This is a genomic window from Streptomyces piniterrae (assembly GCF_005048155.1).
Lineage (GTDB): Bacteria > Actinomycetota > Actinomycetes > Streptomycetales > Streptomycetaceae > Streptomyces > Streptomyces piniterrae.
The window spans coordinates 549,801-573,301 of record NZ_SUMB01000001.1 but is presented as its reverse complement, the minus strand read 5'-3'; the positions used below and the strand labels follow the sequence as shown (position 1 = coordinate 573,301).

17 protein-coding genes are annotated in these 23,501 nt (G+C 69.2%); 14 read left to right on the top strand and 3 right to left on the bottom strand.

What is annotated here, in order from left to right; all coding sequences use genetic code 11:
* Window positions 1–492 precede the first annotated feature (492 nt).
* From FCH28_RS02405 to FCH28_RS02360, 10 genes are all read left to right on the top strand, one after another.
* Window positions 493–1,632 carry a homocitrate synthase/isopropylmalate synthase family protein gene (locus FCH28_RS02405; protein ID WP_136737970.1) on the top strand — a complete coding sequence of 380 codons (1,140 nt, stop codon included), beginning with the start codon at window positions 493–495 and terminating at the stop codon, window positions 1,630–1,632.
* A 105-nt stretch (window positions 1,633–1,737) separates the two neighbouring features.
* The gene (acnA, locus tag FCH28_RS02400) at window positions 1,738–4,425 is read left to right on the top strand and encodes an aconitate hydratase AcnA (protein WP_136737969.1); all 2,688 of its coding nucleotides are present in this window, start codon (window positions 1,738–1,740) and stop codon (window positions 4,423–4,425) included.
* Between the two features lie 52 nt (window positions 4,426–4,477).
* Window positions 4,478–5,311: an isocitrate lyase/phosphoenolpyruvate mutase family protein gene (locus tag FCH28_RS02395; protein WP_136737968.1), complete on the top strand. Its 834-nt coding sequence runs from the start codon at window positions 4,478–4,480 to the stop codon at window positions 5,309–5,311.
* A 46-nt stretch (window positions 5,312–5,357) separates the two neighbouring features.
* The gene (locus tag FCH28_RS02390) at window positions 5,358–6,710 is read left to right on the top strand and encodes an LLM class flavin-dependent oxidoreductase (RefSeq protein ID WP_136737967.1); all 1,353 of its coding nucleotides are present in this window, start codon (window positions 5,358–5,360) and stop codon (window positions 6,708–6,710) included.
* 5 nt (window positions 6,711–6,715) lie between these two features.
* Window positions 6,716–7,486, top strand: coding sequence for a class I SAM-dependent methyltransferase (locus FCH28_RS02385; RefSeq protein WP_136737966.1), 771 nt, complete (start codon window positions 6,716–6,718; stop codon window positions 7,484–7,486).
* Window positions 7,483–7,992 (top strand): GNAT family N-acetyltransferase, encoded by a 510-nt coding sequence (locus FCH28_RS02380; protein WP_136737965.1) that lies wholly within the window; start codon window positions 7,483–7,485, stop codon window positions 7,990–7,992. The genes FCH28_RS02385 and FCH28_RS02380 overlap by 4 nt, the downstream gene beginning before the upstream one ends.
* On the top strand, window positions 7,980–9,146 hold the full coding sequence (locus tag FCH28_RS02375; protein ID WP_136737964.1) for an ATP-grasp domain-containing protein: 1,167 nt from the start codon (window positions 7,980–7,982) through the stop codon (window positions 9,144–9,146). The genes FCH28_RS02380 and FCH28_RS02375 overlap by 13 nt, the downstream gene beginning before the upstream one ends.
* Window positions 9,139–10,314, top strand: coding sequence for an ATP-grasp domain-containing protein (locus tag FCH28_RS02370; RefSeq protein WP_169314023.1), 1,176 nt, complete (start codon window positions 9,139–9,141; stop codon window positions 10,312–10,314). The genes FCH28_RS02375 and FCH28_RS02370 overlap by 8 nt, the downstream gene beginning before the upstream one ends.
* A gap of 49 nt (window positions 10,315–10,363) precedes the next feature.
* On the top strand, window positions 10,364–11,632 hold the full coding sequence (locus FCH28_RS02365) for an MFS transporter (protein WP_136737962.1): 1,269 nt from the start codon (window positions 10,364–10,366) through the stop codon (window positions 11,630–11,632).
* Window positions 11,633–11,690: 58 nt separating this feature from the next.
* Window positions 11,691–12,764 (top strand): hypothetical protein, encoded by a 1,074-nt coding sequence (locus tag FCH28_RS02360; protein WP_136737961.1) that lies wholly within the window; start codon window positions 11,691–11,693, stop codon window positions 12,762–12,764.
* A 44-nt stretch (window positions 12,765–12,808) separates the two neighbouring features.
* Here the strand turns inward: FCH28_RS02360 and FCH28_RS02355 are convergent, their stop codons facing one another.
* Window positions 12,809–14,875 (bottom strand): SpoIIE family protein phosphatase, encoded by a 2,067-nt coding sequence (locus FCH28_RS02355; RefSeq protein WP_136737960.1) that lies wholly within the window; start codon window positions 14,873–14,875, stop codon window positions 12,809–12,811.
* A 198-nt stretch (window positions 14,876–15,073) separates the two neighbouring features.
* On the opposite strand from FCH28_RS02355, the gene FCH28_RS02350 reads away from it, so the two are divergent.
* On the top strand, window positions 15,074–16,720 hold the full coding sequence (locus FCH28_RS02350; RefSeq protein WP_136737959.1) for a glycosyltransferase family 39 protein: 1,647 nt from the start codon (window positions 15,074–15,076) through the stop codon (window positions 16,718–16,720).
* 47 nt (window positions 16,721–16,767) lie between these two features.
* Here FCH28_RS02350 and FCH28_RS02345 read toward each other — a convergent pair whose 3' ends face one another.
* A complete protein-coding gene (locus FCH28_RS02345) occupies window positions 16,768–17,724 on the bottom strand; it encodes an SMP-30/gluconolactonase/LRE family protein (protein WP_136737958.1) in 957 nt (318 codons plus the stop codon).
* A gap of 241 nt (window positions 17,725–17,965) precedes the next feature.
* A complete protein-coding gene (locus FCH28_RS02340) occupies window positions 17,966–18,841 on the bottom strand; it encodes a glutathione S-transferase C-terminal domain-containing protein (protein WP_136737957.1) in 876 nt (291 codons plus the stop codon).
* Window positions 18,842–19,295: 454 nt separating this feature from the next.
* On the opposite strand from FCH28_RS02340, the gene FCH28_RS02335 reads away from it, so the two are divergent.
* The 3 genes from FCH28_RS02335 to FCH28_RS02325 all read left to right on the top strand — a co-directional run bounded on the left by FCH28_RS02335 (window position 19,296) and on the right by FCH28_RS02325 (window position 23,449).
* Entirely contained in the window at window positions 19,296–19,754 is a 459-nt protein-coding gene (locus FCH28_RS02335; protein ID WP_136737956.1) for an RrF2 family transcriptional regulator, read from the top strand.
* A 431-nt stretch (window positions 19,755–20,185) separates the two neighbouring features.
* Complete coding sequence (locus FCH28_RS02330; RefSeq protein WP_136737955.1) at window positions 20,186–21,466, top strand: acyl-CoA dehydrogenase family protein; 1,281 nt, start codon at window positions 20,186–20,188, stop codon at window positions 21,464–21,466.
* Between the two features lie 264 nt (window positions 21,467–21,730).
* Window positions 21,731–23,449: an FAD-binding oxidoreductase gene (locus FCH28_RS02325; RefSeq protein WP_136737954.1), complete on the top strand. Its 1,719-nt coding sequence runs from the start codon at window positions 21,731–21,733 to the stop codon at window positions 23,447–23,449.
* The last annotated feature ends 52 nt before the right edge of the window (window positions 23,450–23,501 follow it).

Here is a 23,501-nt window from a genome sequence, read left to right as displayed (position 1 = left end):
CGGCACGCTCACGTGACCGGGTCGGCGGGGCCGGGCCGGACGCGACCGACGAGAACATTCCACTTGACTCCCCCGTGGCGATATTTACGTTTCCTTGATCCCCCCTGTTCGACCTGCGCCTACTTATCTCGGCCATACCTCAGGGCAAAGGGACAGCCGGACAGGGCACGAACCAGGGGAGTTGGTGATTTCATTTCGCGATGCCCTGTCATTGCGAGTGGACATACGGTTCCTTGGTGAAAAATTTGCCCGCCGGGAAAATGGCGACGGTGCGCGGCCGACGCATAACGGCATGTCATGTTGATCTTTATGGATCATGCGGCCACCACCGAATGCACCCCACCATGATCCACGTCACATCCCCGATAACTCCGTTGTGATTCACGGTCGTTCCTGGTTTGGTTCATGCATTCTTCATCTCCGCGGTAACCCCGCGCCCCCTTGCAAGAGCACCTCAACGTCACCTTGCCTAGAAAGGGTTGAAGACTCATCATGCCTATCCGCAACGACCTCGTTCTCGAAGACACCACACTGCGAGACGGTGAGCAGACACCGGGCGTCGCCTTTTCCAAGGAAACCAAGACAAAGATTCTCGACGCGCTGTTAGCCGCGGGTGTGGGCTCGGTCGAAATCGGTATCCCCGCAATGGGCGGGGAGGAATTGGAATTCATCAGGTCCTGTGTGGACCGGCAGGATGAGGCCCGGCTGGTCGTGTGGCACCGCGGCGTCCGGGCCGATGTCGAGAGCTCATTGGACATGGGGTTCAAGGCCGTGCACATCGGGCTGCCCACGTCCAAGGGACACTTGAAGGCAAGCGTCCGCAAGGACCGTTCCTGGCTGCTGGCGACCGCCACCGACCTCGTCAAGATGGCGAAGGACCGTGGGGCGTTCGTCTCCATCAGCGCGGAGGACATCGCCCGCACCGAGATCTCCTTCCTCCAGGAGTACGCCGGCGTGGTCCACGAGGCGGGCGCCGACCGGTTGCGGCTCTCGGACACCGTGGGACTGCTGGGCCCGGAGGCCTACGGCGAGCGGGTCGCGGCGGTCGGATCGGCCGCCCCCATCGACACCCAGTGCCATGCCCACAACGACTTCGGCCTGGCCACCGCCAACACACTGGCGGGGCTCAAGGCCGGCGCCCGCTACTTCCATGTGACGGTCAACGCCATCGGCGAGCGGGCCGGCATGGCGGATCTCGCGCAGGTCGTCGTGGCGCTGAAGAAGCTGTACGACCGGGACCTGGGCATCGACCTGACCAAGCTCAAGGAACTCAGCCTGCTGGTCTCGCGAGCGGCCAGGCATCCGGTGCTGCCCTGGCAGCCGGTCATCGGCGACAACGTCTTCGCCCACGAGTCCGGTATCCACGCCAACGGCATGCTGCGCGACACCTCCACCTTCGAGCCCTTCCCGCCGGAGCATGTCGGCGGCGAGCGCCGCTATGTGCTCGGCAAGCACTCCGGGCGGGCACTCGTCGAATGGGCCCTGGAACAGCAGGGCATCGAGCCGCAGGAGGACCTGCTGGGCCGCTGCCTCGACGAGGTGCGGGCGCAGTCCATCCGTACCGGTGGCGCGGTGTCCCAGGAGGACCTGGCCGATATCTACAAGAAGGCGCTCGCCGAGGCCGGCGTCTGACCCTTCCGCTCCGCTGCCGGCCCGGCGGCCTTCCGCCGGCGCCGGGCCGGCAGACCTCACGATGCGAGACCACGCGAAGCGAGAAGCGAGAAGGGTCGAGTACGAATGCACGAGTTGCTGCGCTCACTGGGCTCGGGGCCGGAAGCGGGCCGTTACGTCAGTCTGGCCGCGGCCGAGGCCCATGGGCTCACGGGGCTGCGGACGGCGCCCCGAAGTGTCCGGATCCTCGTGGAGAACGTCCTGCGGGCCGCCGTGACGAGCGGCGACGAGGCCGCCGTCGGCCGGGCCATGGACTCGGCCGCCGCGCTGATCTCCGCCTGCGCGGGCTCCGGCCCCGCGGAGGAGATCGCCTTCCGGCCGACCCGGCTGATCCTTCAGGACCACACGGGCATCCCGGTGCTGTCGGACCTCGCGTCCCTGCGGTCACTGATGGCCGAGCGGGGCCTCGACCCGCGCCGAGCCCGGCCCGCGCTGCCCGTGGACATCGTCGTGGACCACTCGGTGGAGGTGCATGCCTGGGCGAGGCCCGAGGCGCTGAGCCTCAACATGTCCCGCGAGTACGACCTCAACCATGAGCGCTACCGGTTCCTGCGCTGGGCCCAGCAGGCGATCAGCGGGCTGCGCGTCGTCCCGCCCGGCCGGGGCATCGTCCATCAGATGAACCTGGAGCACCTCGCCAGGGTCGTCATGCCGGACGCCGGCGGTCTGCTCGCCCCCGACCTGGTGCTCGGCACCGATTCACACACCCCGATGGTGGGTGCGCTGGGTGTGCTCGGCTGGGGAGTGGGCGGCATCGAGGCCGAGACCGCGCTGCTGGGGCACTCCGTTTCGCTGCTGAGCCCCCCGGTGCTCGGTGTGCGGCTCACCGGCGAACTGCCGGTGGGCGGCACCGCCACGGATCTGGCGCTGGCCATGACGGAGTTCCTGCGGGAGACCGGTGTCGTCGGGCAGTTCGTGGAGTTCTTCGGCCCCGGAGTGCGCTCGCTCTCCGTCCCTGACCGGGCGACGTTGTCCAACATGGCGCCCGAGTACGGCTGCACTGTGGCGTTCTTCCCCGTCGACGAGGTGACGCTCGACTACCTCCGACTCACCGGCCGTACGGCCGAGGACATCGCCCGCGTCGAGGAATACACCAAGGAACAGGGCCTGTTCGTATCCGTGGAAGACGCCGTGGACAGTGCCGTGAACGGTGCGGTGGACCGTCCGGCGGATCCCCTCTGCGCGCGGACCGTCGAGTTCGATCTGTCGCGGGTCGAGCCCGCCGTCGCGGGACCCCGTCGCCCTCAGGAACGACTGGCGCTCGCCGCTGTGCCGGACAGCTTCCCCCGGGACGGTCGCGGGCAGGCCCCCGCCGGCGATTCCGAGGGCGCGCCGGCATTGCCCGACGGTGCCGTGGCCCTCGCCGCCATCACCAGTTGCACCAACACCTCCAACCCCGAGTCCATGGTCATCGCGGGGCTGGTGGCCCGTAAGGCAGTGGAACGTGGGCTGGCGGTGCCGGCCTGGGTCAAGACCACCCTGGCACCGGGATCGCGTGCGGTGACGCACTATCTCCAGGCCGCCGGACTCCTCACCCACCTGGAGAAACTGGGGTTCGGTGTGGCCGGTTTCGGGTGCACCACCTGCATCGGCAACTCCGGCGGGCTCGCGCCGCTCGCCGAGGAGGCCGTACGGACCAGGGGAACGCGTCTGGCGGCCGTGCTCTCCGGTAACCGCAACTTCGAGGGCCGGATACACCGTGACGTCGCCGCCGCCTATCTCGCGTCCCCGGCGCTGGTGGTGGCGTTCGCGCTGGCCGGTACGGTACGGACCGACCTGAGCTCCGACCCGATCGGCATCGACGCGAACGGCGACGAGGTGCGGCTCACCGACCTGTGGCCGGCACCCGACGAGATCGCCCGGGCGGTCGGCCATGTGGCGGCCGAGCACTTCCGGGAGGAGAAGGAGGTGCTGTTCGAGGGCGGTCCGGACTGGCAGAACCTGGACTTCCCGGAAGGCCCGGTCTACGACTGGCCCGCCGACTCCACCTATCTGGTGCGGTCGCCCTTCTTCGACGACGAGGGCAGAACCCGGACGGCCGATCTGCGCGGCGCGCGGGTCCTCGTGTTCGCCGGGGACTCGACCACCACCGACCACATCTCCCCCGCCGGCTCCATCGCCGAGGGTTCACCGGCCGGCCGTCATCTGTCGCAGGCGGGGGTCGCACCCGCCGACTACAACTCCTACGGCTGTCGGCGCGCCAATCACGAGGTGCTGGTGCGGGGCGCCTTCGCCAACCCCAACTTCCGCAACCGGCTGACTCCTTCGGAAGGCGGCAGCCGCACCCTCCATATGCCGAGCGGCGAGCCGATGAGCGTCTACGACGCGGCCGCTCGCTACAAGGCCGAGGAGACCCCCGTCGTCATTCTGGCGGGCAGGGACTACGGGTTCGGCAGCTCCCGTGACTGGGCGGCGAAGGGCCCGGCGCTGTTGGGCGTACGGGCCGTGCTGGCCGAGAGTTTTGAGCGGATCCACCGGAGCAACCTGATCGGCATGGGCATCCACCCGCTCGAATTCCTGCCCGGTCAGGGCGCGGGCCCGCTCGGTCTCACCGGCCGTGAAACGTTCGAGATCACCGGGCTGGACGGACTGTCGCCGCGCGGCGAGGTCACGGTGCGGGCCAGTGACGCCGGCGGCGGACTCGTCGGGGCGTGGCGGATGCGCGCTCGCGTGGACACCGCCCGCGAGCTGGACTACCTGCGCCGGGGCGGTTTTCTGCGGGCGGTGGCGGCCCCGTTGCTGGACGCGCCGTGACATCGCGCCCCTTCTCATCTGTTCCTTATTCGCGCTTTCTCGAGGAGAAGACATGAACAAGCGGTCCCTGTTACGCGAGGCGATTTCCCGGGGCGGCAAACTCTCCCTGGCCGCGGGTGTGCACGACGGACTGAGCGCACGTATCGCGCAGGACAGCGGCTTCCATGTGCTGTGGGCCAGCGGACTGGGCATCTCCGCTTCCTATGCGGTTCCCGACGACAGCATTCTCACCATGACGGAATTCCTCAACGCGGCCCGTGCGATGAACGACGCGACCGATCTGCCGGTGCTCGCGGACTGTGACACCGGATTCGGTGACGCACAGAATGTGGCGCGTATGGTCGACCAGTACGAGCGGGCCGGCATCGCGGGCGTCTGCATCGAGGACAAGGTCTTTCCCAAGCGGAATTCGCTCGGTGACGGGTCCCAGGACCAGGAGACCGTGGAAGGCTTCTGCACGAAGATCAGGACGGCCAAGAAGGCCCAGCAGACGGACGACTTCGTCGTCGTCGCGCGGATCGAGACCTTCATCGCCGGCGGCAGCAAGGAGGACGCGATCCGCCGGGCCGACGCCTATGTCGAAGCCGGTGCGGACGCGGTGCTCATCCACTCGAAGTCGCGGGACGGCCGGGAGATCCTGGACTTCGGCAGGAGCTGGCAGCGCACGGACGTACCGCTGATCGCCGTGCCCACCACCTATCCCGACGTCGACGCCGAGCAACTCCGCGCGGCCGGCTTCTCGCTCGCCATCTACGCGAACCAGGCCCTGCGCGCCTCGATCACGGCAATGCGGCAGAGCCTCGCGCACATCACGCGGCACGGCTCCACCAGCGAGCTGGAGGGCGAGATCGCCGAGCTGCGCGAGGTCTTCCAGCTGCAGAGCTGACCAGCGCCGGACCGGTCGCCTTGTGACGAAAGGAGGACGCTCTCCCATGAGTACACCCGAGGGCCGCACACTGGTGCTGGGCGCCTATCTGTCCTACGGGACGGGGCACCATGCCGCCGCCTGGCGGCATCCCGACGCCGTGGCCGACGGCGCGCAGAACATCGGCCACTACGTCGACCTCGCACGGACCGCGGAACGCGGCCTGTTCGACTTCATGTTCCTGTCGGACACGCCCTCCGTCTTCAACGACGACCAGGGCGGCTACGGCAGCAGGGTCGTCGTCTTCGAGCCGATGACGCTGCTGTCCGCGCTGGCCATGGAGACCACTCATCTCGGCCTGGTCGCCACCGCCTCGACGACGTACAAGGAGCCCTACAACGTCGCCCGTGAGTTCGCCTCCCTCGATCTGCTGAGCGGCGGCCGCGCGGGATGGAATCTGGTGACGTCGTCCAAGAGCGACGCGGCGTACAACTTCGGGCTGGAGGCGCACCCGGCGCACCCCGACCGCTACCGCCGGGCCGCCGAGTTCTTCGAGGTGGTCACCGGGCTGTGGGACAGCTGGGACGACGACGCACTGCTCCGGGACAAGGAGCGCGGTGTCTTCTACGACCCCGCGGCCCGGCATGTGCTGGGCCACGAGGGAGCACACTTCCGGGTGCGCGGCGAACTGAACATCTCCCGGCCACCGCAGGGCCATCCGCTGATGGTCCAGGCGGGTTCGTCGGAGGACGGCAGGGAGCTGGCGGCGCGCACCGCCGAGGTGGTGTTCACCGCGCAGCCGGAACGGGCGGCCGCGCGCGCCTTCAGCCAGGACCTCAAGCGGCGGCTGCCGGCCTACGACCGTCCGCACGACGACATCCTGGTGATGCCGGGGCTGTGCCCGTTCATCGGCGCCACGGACGAGGAGGCCCAGGAGAAGTTCGCGGAGTTGCAGCGCCTCATTCACCCCGGGCTGGGCGTCGCCATGTTGTCGGACCTGGTCGGTGGGTTCGATCTCTCGGAACACGACGTCGACGGGCCGCTGCCCGCGCTGCCGCCGTCGAACGGCAACCAGAGCCGGCGGCGGCTGATCGAGAAGCTGGCGGCGGAGGGGCTCACGATCCGTCAGCTCTACGAGCGGATGACCGTCGCCCGCGGTCATCTCGTGGTGGTCGGCTCGTACCGGCGGGTGGCCGAGACCATGGCGGAATGGCTGGCATCGGGGGCCGCGGACGGTTTCAATATCATGCCGCCGTATCTCCCGGGCTCGCTGACGGAATTCGTCGACCACGTGGTGCCGGAACTGCAGAAGCTCGGGGTGTACAAGGAGAGTTACCGAGCGGGGACGCTCCGCGAGAAGCTCGGCCTGCCCCGGCCGCCGAGCCGGTACGCGGCCGCGTCGCAGAAAGGAAACGGGTGAGGACCATGGCAGCGAAGCAGCAGAAATTCGACGCGCTCTCCGAGGACTACGAGCGTTATCGGCCCCGCTATCCCGACGAGCTGCTGGGGAAGATCGCCGCGTTGGTGTCGCACCGGCGGCGGCCGTATGTCGTCGATGCCGGAGCGGGCACGGGCATCGCCCTGGAGGGGCTCGTTCCGCTGCTCGGCGAGGACTGCCGGTACGCCGCGGTCGATGTGTCGTCCGGCATGGTGGCGAGGGGACGGTCCAAGTTCCCCGAGGTGACCTGGTCGGTCGGCGAGGCCGAGCCCTTCATGGAGGGCGCGTCCGGAGTCGATCTGATCGTCGCCGCCCAGTCCTTCCAGTGGATGGACCGTCCGCGTTTCCTGCGCGCGGCCAGGGAATGCCTGAACCCCGGTGGTGTGGTCGCGATTCTGCAGAACAACCGGGATTTCTCCGCGAGCGCGTTCCTGGACGCGTACGAGGGGCTTCTGGAGGAACTCAGCCCGGGATACAGCCGGCACTACCGCTCCTTCGATTTCGCCGCCGAGCTCCGGGAGGTCTTCGCGCCCGGTGGCGGCGCCGTCGAGGTGGCGACGGCAGACTGGAGCCGGTCCATGGCGGCAGAGGATTTCATCGGCATGGCGAAGTCCTCGACGCAGGTGCAGCGCGGCCTGGCCGCGCACGGTGAGGTGTTTCTGGACCGGCTGATGGCTCTGGTCGACTCCCATGCCCGGGACGGCGCGGTCGCCCTTCCGTACCACAGCGAACTCTTCACCGCCCGGACGCCGACATGACCATGGCCGATGCTGATATCGATATGACCGTGGCCGACGCGGACACCGGAATCACCGTGGCCGACGCGGCGGAGGCGGACGTTCCGGAGATCCTCGCCGTGCTGGCCGCCGCGTACGCACCGTTCACCACGGAATTCCGCCCCACGGCGCTGAAACAGAGCCCGGATGCCATTCGCCGGGACCTCTCCAGCTGGCTGGTCCTGCGGCACGAGGGCCGGCTGACCAGCTGTGTGAAGCACTATCCGGACAACGGCCCGCACACCTTCAGTTTTCTGGCGACGATGCCCGGACACCGGCGCCGCGGCCATGGCTCGGCGCTGGTGGACGAGGTGCTCCGCCGGGCGCGTGCGCGCGGCTGCCAGGAGGTACAGATCGTGCTGCGGCGGACGCTGACCCGCAACATCGCGTTTTTCGAGAAGTGGGGGTTCCGGCGCGGTGCGCCGTTCCTGCCGGACACCCACGACGTATATGAGTTAGGACTGGAGGCGCACTCATGGGCACGGTGATCGTCCTCGGGTACCGGAAGGGCCTGGCGGAGGCCATCGAACGCCGGGGCCTGAACGCGTTCCATGTGGTCGCGAAACACAAGAAGGCGCTCGCCGGAACCCGGTATATGAAGATCGGCGACCTGGAGAACGCGCAGGAAATTCTCCGGGCGGTGCTGATCGCCGACATTCCGGATGTCGTCGGCGTGGTCACCGGCCACGACCGGGGTGTCTTCACCGCGGCGCTGCTCCGCGAGCATCTGGGGCTTCCCGGAAACCGGGACTACGCCGGGGCGCTGCGCTTCCGCGACAAGTACCTCCAGAAGTCCGCACTGCCGGCCGGCGTCGAGCGGGCGCGCTGCCGGCCCATCGACTCGGCCACTTCCTACGGCGAGTTGGCCGCCGCGCTCGGGACGCCGTTCATCGTCAAACCGGCCAACGGGGCGGGCGCGGTCGGCACCGTCGCCGTCGGCTCGGAACAGGAGTTCACCCGGCACCTGGAGCCGCATCTGGGCGGCTCGGACATCGCCTGTGTGGCGGAGTCCTTTGTGCACGGCCGGGAGATCCATATCGATGGTGTGTGGTACGGCGGCCGAGTGCTGTGGAATTCGGTCGCCCAGTACAACGAGCCGCCGATGAAATGGAACGACGGTGTGGTCCTGGCCACCCAGGTTCTGTCGAGGGCGGAGAACGCCGGCGTTCTGGACGGTGCGACGGAACTGGCCGAGCAGGCGCTGAAAGGGCTCGACGCACCGGACTGCGTCTTCCACCTGGAAGCCTATGTGCGCGGCGGGAATCTGGTGTTCGGCGAGTGCGCGCTGCGCGTTTCCGGCACCCATATGCCCGAGATCGTCGAGCTGACCCACGGCGTCAACCTGTACGACGCCTCGGTGAGCCTGGCGCTCGGCGAGGACCCGTCGGCGACGCTGGTGCCAAAAACACCCGAGGAATACTACGCCTGCGTCTATCTGCGGCGATTCGACGGAATCGAGCTGACCCGAGCCGACTTCGCCGAGCACTTCCCGTTCCACGAGCTGGACTATCCGGACCACGGCAGAGGCCCTGCCGGTATGTACGGCCGGGTCGGCCATGCCTTCGTCTCCGCTCCCGACAATGCGCAATTGAGTGAACTGATCGCGCGGATGGCTTCGTTCAATGAGACCGGCCGTGTCTGACGCCCGCGCCCTCGTACTCAGCAGCCGGAAGCCGCTGTTCGAAGCGGCCCGCGCCAGGTTCGCCGACGAGATCGAGTTCCTGGACCTCCGGGTGGCCGATGAAGGCGACCCGGAGGTCACCGTCCCGTCCTTCGACCATCACCGGAAAACACTGGAGATCACCGACCGGCTCATGGCCAGACGGCCCTTTCAGCACATTCTGGCCACCTCGGAGAGCAATCTCGGATTCGCCGCTTTCCTGCGCAGCCGGTACGGACTCCCCGGAATGGGATACGACCAGGCGCTGGTGGCCACCAACAAGTGGCGGATGAAGCAGCGGGTCGGGAAGGCAGCCTTTCCCGCCCCGCGCTGCTGGCTCTCCGGCGATTTCGCCGCGGCCGGCGGGCGGCTCGCGCTCCCCGCTGAAGTGGTGGTGAAACCGCTGACGGGCTCCTCCTGCAAGGGCGTGCGGCGGATTCCCGTCGACGAGGCGCTGAGCCTGGCCGCCGAGGGCACCGAACTGTTTCTCGTCGAGGAGGCCATCGACGCCGATGCCGAATTGCATGTCGACGGCGTGGTGCGGGATGGCGAACTCCGGGTGGCACTGGCATCGGTGTACGACCGGCCGGTGCTGAGCGCCGTGGGCAGCACCCGGGTCAGTATGCATCTGCCGCTGGACGATCCGCGCCATACGCCCGCACTGGAGGCGGCCGGACGGATCACCGCCGCCCTCGGCATCCCCGATTTCGTGTTCCATCTCGAACTGCTGGAAACGGACGGCACCTTGCTGTTCAACGAGATCGGTCTGCGTCCGGCGGGAGGCGGAATCGCCGATTCGCTACGGCACTTCCACGACGTCGATCTCTGGGACGAGTATGTGCGGCTCCAGTTGGAGAAGCCGTCCGGCGTCCGGCCACCGCTGGGGGCCGGGCCGCGGGACATATGCGGAGTCATCAAGGTGGTCGCGTCCGCCCCGGGGAGCGAACGTCGCATTCCCGCGGCGGCCGAACTGCTCGCACTGCCCGGCGTCATAAGAGTCACCCAGGGAAGCCCGAGCGCCGAGACGGAAGTCAGGCTGGGAAGTTCCTGCGGCTTCGCCCAGTTCGCGTTCTTCACTCTCGCCGATGTGCGGGCCGTGCGCGAGACGGTGGCGAACATCGAACGCCTCTCCCGCCTACCCGCCTCGTAACTCCCCATGAGGGGCGCACGACTTCCTTCCGATCACGACAGGTCTTCCCATGCTGTCCTCCACGCCACCGAAACAGCTGCACCCGCCCTCCCCCTCTCCCCCTCGCCGGAATTCACGGCTGTTCTTCACACTCTTCTACACGCTCTCGTCCTTTGCCGAGGGCGGGCAGAACGCCGTGCTGCTCTGGCTCACCTATGCGTTGACGAGCAATGCGTTCCTCATCGGCGTGATGGTGGTGCTGAGCTATCTGCCCGCCGCGGTGGCCGGACTGCTGTTCAAGAGGTTCGCCGACCGTGGCCGCGCGAACGTGGTGGCGCGCAGCACCAATCTGACGTTGTCCCTGGTCTCCCTGCTCCTGGCGATCCAGCATTTCTCCACCGGTGACAACATCCCGCTCTCCATCACGGTCATCGCGGCCAGCCAGATCGTGCTGTCCTTTGCGAAGATGTTCAACAAGGCGGCCCTGAACCGGCTGGTCCGGGGTGCGTTCGGCAAAGAGGACGCCAAGCGCCTGCTGGCCGCCTCCCAGTCCGCCTCGCTGATCGGGCAGGTCATCGGCACGGGGCTGGCCGGTATGGCCCTCGCGCAGGGCTGGATCACCGCGGGGCTGCTCTGTGCCGCGCTCTCCTATGCCGCCAGTGCCGGTTCCCTGGCGCTCGGGACCAAGGGGTACCCGGGCGGTGCGGCCGCGAGCAGTGGCGGGGCCGCGGAGGCGCCCTCGCCTGCCACCAGGAAACCGCAGGCCATCCGGTGGAACCGCGGCCTGGTGACGGTCCTCCTCTTCTCCGTCCCCAGCAGCGGCGCGCTGCCGTTCCTGAGCACGCTGCTGGTTCCGCTGGCGAAGAGCGTCTCGCCGGGCCAGCCCTCGTACTACGCGCTGCTGAACATCGTGACCAGCGCGGGTGGTTTCCTCGCCGGCATCGTGCTGTCGACGGGCCTGGTCGGATCGAGACGGGTGCTGCGCTGGGCGCTGCCGGTGGCGACCGTACTGGCGCCGGCACTGGGCCTGCTCGACCTCGCGTACGGGGTGGCCGTCATCGCCTTCCTCCTCTCGCTCGTCGCCACCTGCCATGTGATCACCATGCAGGTGCTGACGAACCAGGTGCCGCAGGATCACGAGGTCGGTCAGTTCGCGATCGTCCGCAACGTGGTGGCGTCGCTGGCCAAGGCGGGTTTCGCACTTGCCGCGGGAACCCTCGCCGGGCTGTACGGGATCACCGTCCCCTATGCCGTGCTCGCCGCCTCCACGGCGCTGTTCACGGTGGTGTGGCTGGTCATGCGGCCCGAACGGCACATCGCCACGGCACTGGACGACTGACAGGCGACGGCATCAACCGCAACGACCGCACGGCAACCCTCCGGAGGGAGACAGCGCAATGGCCTTCGACACCACGCACGTCCGAGCTGATTTCGTGGCCTGGCTGCGGGAGAGGCGGAGGACGCTCGTCGACGACGAGTGTGCCGGTGACGGCACGGGGCCGGACGCACTCACCGCCCTTGGCCTGGATGACGACGGCCTACGGGCCTTCGAGGAGGCACGCCAGGTGGTGGTCAGCCTCCCGCACGCCAGCCCCAATGTGTTCTTTCCGCGGGTCGGGGTCTCCTGGTTCGTGCGGCATGTGCAGCGGGCGGACCCGTCGGCCTTTCATCTGCGGGTCGTACTGACGCATGTGAACTTCTCGGACCTGGGCTGGCGGCCCTATGCGTGGTGGTTTCTCGACGAGGAAAAGCAGCTGACCCGGGAGACGCTCTTCACCCGGAACAAAAAAGCCAAGCATGTGGTCGTCGCCAGCCAAGGCCCCCTGGGCGGTATTCCCGGGCGTGCGCACGGCGTTGACCGCCGAGCCGGGGAAAGCGCGCTGCGCGGGGCCAACCGTGCCGTCTCCTACATGCTGGTGATGTCGGCGGTCGAGCGCGCGGCCGGTCTTGCCGAGCCCGGTCGGACCCTGTACCTGCCGCTCGACCTGCTGGTGGCGTTCTTCCGTGAGCGACATCCGGGCGCGACGCATCCGGGCGCGGCCTCCCACGAACCCACCGCGTACGAACGGTGGTTGTCGAGCCTGCTCGGCAGGCGGACCGGCGCCCGGAGAATCAACGGCACAGGCAGGCTCGAGGAGTCGGAGACCGTCGCGGAGGCATTCGTCTTCGACAATTCCTCGAATATCGCGCTGCTCGCCCTGCTCGGCGTCACCGGTGTCGTAGGCGGGGCGAAGATGGCGGGGTACTGGAGCGATATCACCGAGCGGATTTCCGCTACGAACCGGGCGACCGGATTGCCGCTCGCCGCCCCGGAGTTGCTGCGACTGCCCGACGGCATCGACTACCTCGCCTGCGTCCGTCCCTCGCCCGCGGTCGCGGCTGCTCTGGAAGCCGCCGATATCGGGTACTCACAGGGGATGGCCGTGGCGGAACACGGCGGGTTCGCCGACGCGATGGACCCCTTCGGGTAACGGCACGCGGGACGTGGGCGGACGGCTACGTGGAGGGGCGGCGGTCACTCCCCCAGCCGGCGCACCCGGGCAAGGAGCAGGACCGTGTCATCGGCCGGGGAGCTCGGCACGAGGCGGGCGAGGATACGGTCCGCCGCGTCCTCCAACGAGTCGGAGCTCCGGCCCAGTTCCGCGCGAAGGGCGTTCAGACCCTCGTCGATGTCGTGGCCCCGCGCCTCGATGAGGCCGTCGGTGTACAGGACGAGAGTGGCGTCGTCGGGCAGGTCGATCGCCGTCGTGCGGAAAGGCGAGCCGCCGACGCCGAGCGGGACGCCGAGGACTTCGTCGATGAGCTCGATCCGGCCGTCCGGGTGGCGGACGAGGGGCGGCGGGTGGCCGGCGCTGGCGATCAGGGTGTGTCCGGTGGCGGGGTCGTAGCGGACGTAGAGGCAGGTCGCGAGTTCGATGCCGGCCTCTTGGGAGCAGTTGTCGAGTTCGACGAGCAGTTGGTCCGGTGCCTGGTCGTGCCGGGCCAGCGTCTTGGCGGTGATACGCAGCCTGCCCATCGCCGCGGCGGCCGAGACGCCGTGCCCCATGACGTCGCCGACGACCAGTGCCACCCGGTTTTCGGGCAGGGCGATCACGTCGTACCAGTCGCCGCCGACCTCGGTGACCCGGCCGCCGGGCAGGTAGCGGTGTGCGATGCGCAGGTACGGGCTGGTCGCCAACGAGCTGGGGAGCAGCGCCCGTTGGAGGGTGAGCGCGATGTTCCGCTCGCGGCTGTAAAGGCGCGCGTTGTCCAGGCACAGCGCGGCACGGGAGGCGAGCTCGCCGGCCAGGTCGAGGTCCTGCTCGGTGAAGGTCGGGCGGGCCGCGGACCGGCCGAAGGTGGCGAGTCCCTGGACGGTTCCGCGGGCGATGAGCGGGGCGAGGAGGAGATGGGTCAGACCGCTGTCGGCCATCAGCCGGGCGCGGGTGTCGTCCAGGATCGTCCGCACCATGAACTCCTCGTTGACCGGCACGGAGATCGGCCGGCCGGTGCGGAGCATCTGGTGGATGGCGGAGCCCGGTGGGTAGTGCACGACTTCCGGTCCGCTCACCAGGTCCGTGGCCGGAGGAGGCAGGATGGTGCCGGAGGCGATGCGGCGGGTGATCACCGGCAGCGCGGGGTCGAACGGCGCATGCTCGTCCATCCATTCCACGAGCTCGACCACGGCTCCGTCGGAGAAGTCCGGAACCGCGGCGGCGACCAGTTCCTCGGCGGTGGCGGCCACGTCCAGGGTGGTGCCGATCCGGGCGGAGGCCCGGTTGAGCAGGGCAAGCCGCTGACGGGTGGCGGTCGCCTCCACGATGGCCTGCTCCCGGTCGGTCACATCCACCACCAGGCCGCCCACTCCGGGGAGGGTGCCGACCGCCTGGGTGAGCGGGAAGAAGCTCACCGACAGCACCTTGTCCCGGTCCGGGTGGCCGCGGGTGCGGGTGCCCACCAGCACCCCGGCGACGGGCTTGCCCTCCACGGCGACGGAGCGCAGCATGCGCTCGTACTCGCCGCTGTCCGAGGCGATCATGATCTCCGTGATGCGCCGACCCAGGTGTTCCTCGATGGGGAGCCCGTTCATCTCGGCGAGGGCCTGGTTGAGGTGGCGGTAGCGCAGGTCCTCGTCGAGCATGGCCAGGCCGATCGGGCAGGTCTCGAAGAGCGCGTCGAGGAAGGCGAGGTTGGTCTTCACCCGGTCCAGCTCGTCGCTGCGGCTCGCCAGGGCCATGACCACCGAGTGCCCCTCGGGGCCGGTCACCGGGAAGACCCGGAACCCGCAGGGGAAGACCGTGCCGTCCTGATGCGCGGCGGACAGGCGGCCCCGCCAGTACCCCTCGGCCCGGCCCCGCTCGGCCAGGCGGGAGCCGACGTCGGGACCGTCTTCGGGGGGCCTCGCGAAGAGGACGGCGCTGGGCTTCGACAGCACCTCGGCGGCGTCGTATCCGAAGAGGTCCTGGGCGCCGGGGCCCCAGTAGCAGATCCGGTTGTCGTCGTCGATGCCGAATACGGCGACGGGCACGTGCTCCAGCAGGGAGCCGGGCTCGGACCAGAGCGGACCACGAGCCTTCCCGTCACTCGGCCGATCTGACGGCACCGGCCTCCCCTTCGGCAGCCCTCTTGCGGAACAGCTCTCTCAATTCTGCGCTCGTCGCTCAGCTGCGGACACTTCGGCGGGCGGGCGGGGCGGAGGCGAGCGGCGACCGGCGGGCCCGACGCGGTGGCCGGGAGCCGCCCATCGGGACAAAAGCACATCTATGCGCCCAATGTATACGTCGCATATATAGTTCGCACCATGTCTCTTGATCTCGATTCCGGAGCCACTCCCGTCACCGGACGCGGGGCCGCCCGGGCCCCCGTCGGAGCGCACCGCCTGCCGGGCTGGGTGGTTCCCGGGGCGCCCGCGCTGCTCGCGCTCGCGCTGGGCCTGTGGGGCCTGCCCCGGCAGGGCGCCCTGTGGCGGGACGAGGCCGCGACCTGGGAGGCGGCCCAGCGGTCCGTACCCGAGATATGGCACATGATCGGGCAGGTGGATGTCGTCCACTGCCTCTACTACCTCCTCATACACACCGTCTTCGAGGTGTTCGGGCCGGGCCTGGCGGCGCTGCGGCTGCCCTCGGTGCTGGGCGCGGTGATCGCCGCGGCGGCCACCGCGGCGACCGGTCGCCGGCTCACCGGGCCCATGGGCGGCCTCTCGGCCGGGCTGGTGCTGGCGCTGCTGCCGGTGATGCAGCGTTACGCGCAGGAGGGGCGCGCCTTCGCGCTGGTGTCGGCGGGGGTGGTGGTGGCGACCTGGCTGCTGGTGGGCGCGGTGTGCCCGGAGAGGTCCGGGACATCGCCCGACGGTCGCGAGCGGCGAGGCGAGTGGGCGTGGGCCTGGCGCTGGGGCGCCTACACGGCGGTCATGCTCACCACCGCACTCCTCAACTGGCTCTCCCTCCTCGCACTGGCCGCCCACGGTGTGACCGTGCTCATCGCCTGGCGCGCGGGCCAACGCCCGCTGCTCGCAAGGTGGTTGGCGGCCGCTGCGGTGATCGTGTCGGGGACGCTGCCGCTCATCCTCGCCAGCCGTCGGCAAGTGGATCAGGTGGCATGGATACCGCCCGCCTCGGGCGTCACCCTGCTGGGAGTGACCGCGATGCTCGTCGTCGCCCTGATATGCGCCCGGGTACCGCGGCACCGGATATCGCACAGCCGAATACCGCCGCACCGAATACCTCAGCAGGGAATACCCTCGCAGCACCCCCGGAGCGAGCGTACGGAGCTGTCTCATGTCGCGGTGGGGCTGCCGCTGCTCGCCGTTCCGCAAAGCGTGCTGCTGCTGGCCTCCTGGCTCGTCAAGCCTCTCTACGTCGACCGCTATGTGCTCTTCGCCTACACCGGGCTGGCGCTGCTCGTCGGCCCCGCCGTCGCCCGGGCGGTGCGGGCGGCGGTGTCGTACGGCCGGACCGGAGGCCGGAGTTGGCGGCGAATACCGGGCGAGGCGCTGCTCGCCGGGGTCGTGGCGGTCGTGTTCGCGGCGCTGCTCCCCCTGGAGCTGAGCCTGCGGACCCCGGCGAGCCGGACGGATGACGTGCGGGTGACGGCCGACAGGGTCGCGGCGCTCGCCCGTCCCGGCGACGGCATCGTCTTCGTACCCGACCAGCGGCGTGACGCCGCACTCGTCACCCCCTCCTCGTTCCGCGGACTCCACGATCTCGCGCTGGCCGAGAGCCCGGTCGCCTCCGGGACGCTGTACGGCGTCGAGGCCGCACCCCCTCGCATACGGGCGGCGATGCTGGCCCGGAAACGCATCGTCGTCGTCACCGACATCGGCTCCACCCCGGCGCCCGCCACACCCCGCGACCGGGCCAAACTCGCCACCCTCGCCCAGCACTTCACCCTCACCTCGTCCGCCGAGGCAGGAGGACGCCGGGTCCTGGTGTACGTGCGGACGCGCTGAAACGAACGGAACGCGAGCCTCGCCGCGCCCCTCGACGAGCCCCGCCGTCAGCCCACCGTCACTTTCACAATGCGCCCTGAGGCTTCGACGACGAACAGTTCGCGCCGCGGATCGTGGCCGCCGAAAGCGCGCGGGAGGCGGACGCTGCACGGCATGCGCAGACCGGTGGCCAGTACGCAGGACCGGCCGGTCCTCGGGTCCACCCGGATGAGTTGGCCGTCCCGGAAACTGGCGACCACCAGATCTCCGTCGAAGGAGGTGAGGTCGTCGAGGAGCTTGGCGTCCAAGGGGTTGGGGCTGAGTTCGGTGACGGTGGTGTGGTGCGCAGGGTCGTTCAGGGGAACGCGGACGACCGGCGAGGCGGTGCTGGTGATGACGCTCGCGTAGAGCTGATCGCCGACGATCTCCAGGCCGTTGGTGCCGAAGACGGCGGCGGCCCGCGTCCACCGCTCGTCCTTCGTTCCGTCGGGGCGGATCTTGAGGATGCCGGTGGCCAGTTCGCGGCTGAGGTAGAAGTTGCCGGCGGAGTCGATGGCGAGGCCGTTGATGCCGGAAACCCCGTCCACGACCTTCTGGGCCTTGGGCCGGGCGGCCGTCGGATCGAAGCGCATGACGCCGCTGCCCAGACCCGAAGTCAGCGGATTCACACCGGAGTTGACATACATCATGCCGTCCGGGCCGCGCCGGATGCCGCCCGGTCCGTTCACGGGGAAGGTGGTCCTGAGCGTGCCGTCCGGGGCGTAACCCTCGACCCTGTGCTTGGTGACATGCGCGACCCACATGGTGCCGCGCCCGTCGAACTCGAGGTTTTCGCGCCAGTCCAGGAGCGGTACGCCCCCCTCCCGGAACACCTCGACACTCGCCCGCTCCTGGCACCGCGCCAGGGCCGTGGTCACCGACGGCTCCGTGCCCCGCGCCTTCTGCGTGGCGGGCGTCCTGTGCATCCCCGATGCCGCCACCGGCGTCTGCACACCGCCGACCAGCAGCGTCGCCGACACCCCCACCGCAACAGCGGCACCATGTCCACGTAACCGCCTGCCTGTCCGCCCGCTCACCCATCCACCTATCGCCATTCCGCCACGCCACCTCTCCTCGCCCTGATCCACAGGTCCCCAGAGTGCCGTGGAAGCCGCTCCCGTCCCTGGCTTTTCCGCAGATCAGGCCGAAGCAGGCCGAAGACCGCCGGTGCGTCCAGAACATCCGCTCCGAACGGCGTTCCGCGTCCACCCCGCACCGTCGACGCCGTTACGGCGTAACGCGACCAGGCGTATGCGCCGCCGTCCAGTCCACGATCTGCACCGCCGCTCCCGCGGCCTCCTGCCCCTGGCAGCGTGCGTGATGCCGACGGGCGATGGCGTCCAGGTCGAGGTGCGAGCCGAAGGCGGGAAGAGCCGCCAGTCGGCGCGCATACGACCACAACCGCCGGTGCTCGGCGATGCGGTGTACCGCCGCGGCGTCCAGATGCCAGCGGTGCACGGTGTCGAGCTGCACCAGAGTCACCCACAACTGGACGTCGGCGAAGGTGAGTTCACCGCCCAGTACATACTCACGGCCGGCCAGTCGTCGCTCCAGCGAGTCCAGCGCGCGGAGCAGGGTGGCCAGCGCGGTCTCGTGGTCCGCGCTGCCGATCCCCAGCCGGCCGGCACGCTGCGCTGCCTCGTCGATGTGCTGCTCGCAGAGCCGGCCGATCGCCTCGATGTCCTCCCCGGCATGGCGCGGAAAGAGCACGGGACCGTGTTCACCGAACCGTTCGGCCAGGTCACGCAGGATGTCGGGGGTGTGCGTACTGACGATCCGCCCCGTCCATCCGTCGCTGAGCACCGGCGCGGCGGCCGGTCCGGGGTGCTGGTGCGAGCTGGCCTCGTACAGCGCGTGCAGCGCGGAGTACCCGCCGTCCGGGGCGTCGGGGACGGCGGGCAGCAACGTCACCGGCAGAGTGTCACCGAGGCCCAGCAGGCTGTGGGTGACGGCGATTCCCAGACAGTGCGGACAAGCGGGCGAGAGGTGCAGCCGGTAGCGATGCGGCACGACGTAATGGCCGCTGCGCACATCACAGCCGATCCTGCCCCGGAGGGACGGGACGGCGGTCTGGGACGCGGTGGACGCGGAAAGGGGGGACATATGACTCCCTGGAGACGGGCACGTCGTGGACGTACGGGCGGGCGTACGACGGGCAGCGGGCAGCAGGCGCCGTCGGCGCAGGCCGACAGGGCCGGATCCGAAGAGGTTTCGGCGCGGAGCAGGTGAGGGGGGTGGCCGGGGCGTACGGCTCCGAAGGCGGCGGGCCGCTACGCCTCAGAAAGGAAGACTCGCCGCGCTGCAGACGCGCAGGAGATCGATGTGCCGGCGCGAGGTCAGAAGGGGAAGCTGCTGGGCCGCGCGGACCGCGCGGTCGGTGTCCAGCCCTGCACGCCCCATGAATCCCACCCGTTCGCCGGGGTTTCCGCCCTTGAGTGTCGATCCGGCACCGAACCGCGTCAAGAGGTCTGCGACGCCGCACTCCGCTTCCTCCTTCCCCGCTGATGGGTGCCCGAACCGGAGCAGTCGTGCCGCCGCGCTGAGGGATAATGCCGGCATGCGGATTTCAGCCAGAGCGGACTATGCGGTGCGTGCCGCGCTGCAACTCGCTGACGCCCGGGAGGCGGGGCCGCTCAAGGCCGAGGCGATCGCCGACGCACAGGACATTCCGCACAAGTTCCTCGAAGGCATCCTGAACGATATGCGCCGGGGCGGACTGGTCCTCAGCCAGCGCGGCGGCAACGGCGGCTACCGGCTGGCCAAGGCCCCCGAGGCCATCAGCATCGCGGACGTCATCCGTGTCGTGGACGGCCCCCTGGTGGCGGTACGGGGCGTCCGTCCGCCCGAATTGTCGTACACCGGCCCCGCCGAGTCACTGCTCCCGGTGTGGGTCGCCTTGCGCGCCAACGTGCGCCAGATTCTCGACGGCGTCTCACTGGCGGATGTCGCCGCCGCCGAGTTGCCCACCCGGGTGACCGCGCTGGCCGAGGATCCCGCTTCGTGGACGAACCCTTGAGGGGACGAACCCGTAAGCGGACGGGCCCTTGAGGCGGGGACCCTTGAGCCGGACCCTTAAGGGGCGTTCGAACGGATCCCCTAGGGGTTGCGCGGGCCCCTTGCAGGCCACAACGCCGGGGCGCGGGACGGCATTCCTGGCGTTCCCAGCGTTCCCAGCGTTCGCGGTGTTCTCAGCGCTCCCGGCGTTCGCGGACGCAGACGCGCGGAGCACCGGACTGCTTCGCGAGGAGTAGAGGAGTAGAAGAGCAGAGGAGTACCCGACAGCCGCGAGGAGTATCGGGCCGCCCCGACGCAGTCCGGAATTCAAGACGCTGTTGTCCATCCCTTGAACGGCCCTTGCTGCTCGCGCAGTCCGGACGCATTCTTATTCCTACTAATCCAGTGGGAAAGCTAGGGAAGCGCCGGGTTCCCTGGTTCCGGGAGGGGACGGTGAACGGCGTCGTGCCGCAGAAGTCCGTAGCAGGAACCGCCGACCCGGAGGTCAACCTCCCGCCGGAGGACCCGATATGGCCGTGCGTCACCCGTGAGCTCGCGGAGGATCTCGCCGTGGACGCACTCGCCCGCGACCGGGCCGGCAAGCCCCCGTTCGACGAGATCTCCCGGCTGCGCGAAGCCGGGCTGCCGGCCCTGCTGGTGCCGCCGGGCCCGCTTCGGAGGGGCAGTGACTGGCGGACGGCCTGTGCGGTCATCCGGGAGATCTCGGCGGCCGACAGCTCCATCGGCGAACTGCTCGCCCGGCACTACGTCCTGTCATGGAGCGCCCGGTTCTTCGGCCCCCCGGAGACGGCCGAAGCGCTCGAACTCCGGGCGGCGGCCGAGCAGTGGCTGTGGGCCGGGAGTACCGACATCCCGGGGGCGGAACCGGAGTCGGAGCGGGGTCCCGAGCTCACTCTCACACCGGAGGCGGGCGGGTACGTACTCAACGGGCGCCGGGCGTTCGCCGCCGGTGTCGCCGTCGCCGACCGGCTGGTGCTCGGCGCCGTCTGCACCTCGACCGACGAGCCCCTGATCGTGCTCGTGGACCCGGCCCGTCCTGGCGTCACGACCGACCCGGCGCACGACCGGCTCGGACAGCGGCTCACCGGAGCCGGCAGCATCGACTTCGAAAACGTCCCGGTGCCCGCGGACCACATACTCGGCACCGTCCCGCACGACGAGCACGACGCCTCCCCCTTCGCCACGCTCGCCCCACTGGCGCTCCGGCTCGCCCTCGTCCACGTCGGCCTGGGGATCGCCGAGGGAGCGCTGGCCGAGGCACGGGACGTCAGCCGCGCCACGCCGCGCACCTGGCCGGCGGGGTCGGACCACGGCGGGTACGCGGAGCATCCGGGCCGGGACCCCTATCTCCTCCTCGCCTACGGGGAGTTGGTGGCCGCCGCCCACACCGCCGCGGCGGTCGTCGAACCGGCGACGGAAGCGCTGGCGAGGGGGCTCGCCAGGGGGCGGGAACTGAGCGATGACGAGCACGCCGACATCGCCGTCCTCGTGGCCGCGGCCGAGGCCGTCACCAGCAGGTCCGTCATGCACATCACGACGCGCATCCTGGAACTCACGGGCGGCGCCGACTCCCCCACCGACGGTCCGGGGTTCGACAGGTTCTGGCGCAACGCACGCGTCCTGACGGGACAGGGCTCGCCCACCCACCGGCTCCGCGACATCGGCGACCACTTCCTGAACGGCACCCGCCCGCCCTCGACGCTGCGGATCTGACTTCCGGGTCAGCGTTCTGCGGTGTGCCGTGTCCCCCGTGCCGTGGCCCGCGTGCCGTGTACTGATCGGTCCGGTCGGTCCGGTCGGTAACCGATGGTCCCTGCGCGTCGAGTGGGGCGATCGTCAACCCGGGCATGTGCGCCCGACACCTGCCGGCTCTTCCCACGCATGCAACCAATCACTCACAGTAGGTGTTTGACTACTGAAGGTCGTCATAGACCGTCGTAGGCCATCGGCCGTCATACATCTGCGTGGGGAGAGTTCATGGCTGCGGAACAGACCATCGCCGGCACCGAATGCGGTACCGAGGTGGTTCCGGGGGACGCCCGTTACGAGGCCCTGAGGAGGGGGTTCAACCAGCGCTTCATCGCGACGCCCGACTATGTGTCGGTGGTCGGCTCGACCGCCGAGGTCGTCGCCGCACTCAACAAATACCTGGCGGGCTTCGGTCCCGACGAGGCTCTCGAAAGGCGGCTCACGGTCCGGTCGGGCGGCCACTGCTACGAGAACTTCGTCTGCGGTGACGATGTGGGCGTGATCCTCGACCTCGGACAGATGGACCGGGCCTATCTGGACCAGGAGATGGGCGCGTACTGCGTCGAGGCCGGGGCGAACAACTGGCATGTCGCCACCCATCTCTACGCCCCGTTCGGCGTCGCTCTCCCCGGCGGGTCGTGCTACTCCGTCGCCGCCGGCGGCCATGTCTCCGGAGGCGGGTACGGACTGCTGTCCCGGCAGCATGGGCTCACCGTCGACTATCTGTACGCGGTGGAGGTCGTCGTCGTCCGCGACGGGCAGCATGCGGAGGCGGTGGTCGCGCGTCGCGACTCGCCCGACCCGGAGTTGCGGGACCTGTGGTGGGCCCACACCGGTGGCGGCGGCGGGAACTTCGGTGTGGTCACCCGGTACTGGTTCAAGGGGCTGCCCAAGCCCCCGCCCCAGGTGCTGCTGCATGCCGTGGCGTGGCCTTGGGACGACCTCAAGGACGAACCGGAACAGTTCAAATCGCTGGTGCGCAATTACGGGCTGTTCTTCGAGTACGAGAACACCACCGAGCTGCCGGAGGAGCTCCGCGGTGACTTCAGCGATATGTTCACCCTGCTGAAGCTGACCCACTGGAAGAACGGCAAGGTCGGTCTGATCACCCAGCTCGACGCCACCAGGCCGGACAGCGTGCAACGGCTGAACGCCTTCCTCGACTGGATCACCCAGGACCTGGACGCAGAACCCACCCCTCTGGACCGGAGGATGGGCGAGCACGCGCCGATGGGCGGGCTGCATGTGCCGACCCGGCTGCCCTGGCTCACCGCCACCCAGACGCTCAACGGCTCCGGTGACAACCAGTGCGGCAAGTACAAGTCGGCGTATATGACACGAGGATTCACGGAGCCGCAGCTGACCGCCATTTACCATCACCTCACCCGCAAGGATTACGAGAACCCGCAGGCGCTGCTCCAGGTCGACTCCTACGGCGGCGCGATGAACCTTCCCGAAAGCGGTGACACCGCGGTCTACCAGCGGAGTTCTGTGCTGAAGCTCCAGTATCAGACGTACTGGAGCTGGAAGAAGGACGCCAACAAGGACGGAGTCACGGACTATCTCGACGCCGCCGTCGACCCGTCGATCGCAGCGCCGCATCTGACCTGGATCCGCGAGTTCTACCGTGATGTCTACAAGGAAACGGGTGGTGTGCCGATTCTTTCGCCGGATGACGCGGACGGCTCCGGCGGCGGCTACACCACGGGCGCCGGAGACGGTACGGGCGGCACCACTGGTGACGAGGTACCGGATGTCGTGACCGACGGGTGCTACATCAACTACCCCGACACCGATCTCGACGACCCCGAGTGGAACCGGTCGGGCCAGCCCTCACACCTCCTCTACTACGGCGACAACTACCAGCGTCTGCAGGAGGTCAAGGAACGCTGGGACCCCCGGAACGTCTTCCGTCACGCCCAGTCCATCCAACCGTTCACCCGGTGATCTGATGCCGCTGAGGTGAACCGGCCCGCGGTCGGCCCTGCCGTACCCCGCG

Coding starts and splice junctions, on each gene's coding strand:
- FCH28_RS02405 (WP_136737970.1), top strand. CDS start 493: ATGCCTATCCGCAACGACCTCGTTCTCGAAGACACCACACTGCGAGAC.
- acnA (WP_136737969.1), top strand. CDS start 1,738: ATGCACGAGTTGCTGCGCTCACTGGGCTCGGGGCCGGAAGCGGGCCGT.
- FCH28_RS02395 (WP_136737968.1), top strand. CDS start 4,478: ATGAACAAGCGGTCCCTGTTACGCGAGGCGATTTCCCGGGGCGGCAAA.
- FCH28_RS02390 (WP_136737967.1), top strand. CDS start 5,358: ATGAGTACACCCGAGGGCCGCACACTGGTGCTGGGCGCCTATCTGTCC.
- FCH28_RS02385 (WP_136737966.1), top strand. CDS start 6,716: ATGGCAGCGAAGCAGCAGAAATTCGACGCGCTCTCCGAGGACTACGAG.
- FCH28_RS02380 (WP_136737965.1), top strand. CDS start 7,483: ATGACCATGGCCGATGCTGATATCGATATGACCGTGGCCGACGCGGAC.
- FCH28_RS02375 (WP_136737964.1), top strand. CDS start 7,980: ATGGGCACGGTGATCGTCCTCGGGTACCGGAAGGGCCTGGCGGAGGCC.
- FCH28_RS02365 (WP_136737962.1), top strand. CDS start 10,364: ATGCTGTCCTCCACGCCACCGAAACAGCTGCACCCGCCCTCCCCCTCT.
- FCH28_RS02360 (WP_136737961.1), top strand. CDS start 11,691: ATGGCCTTCGACACCACGCACGTCCGAGCTGATTTCGTGGCCTGGCTG.
- FCH28_RS02350 (WP_136737959.1), top strand. CDS start 15,074: ATGTCTCTTGATCTCGATTCCGGAGCCACTCCCGTCACCGGACGCGGG.
- FCH28_RS02340 (WP_136737957.1), bottom strand. CDS start 18,841: ATGTCCCCCCTTTCCGCGTCCACCGCGTCCCAGACCGCCGTCCCGTCC.
- FCH28_RS02335 (WP_136737956.1), top strand. CDS start 19,296: ATGCGGATTTCAGCCAGAGCGGACTATGCGGTGCGTGCCGCGCTGCAA.
- FCH28_RS02325 (WP_136737954.1), top strand. CDS start 21,731: ATGGCTGCGGAACAGACCATCGCCGGCACCGAATGCGGTACCGAGGTG.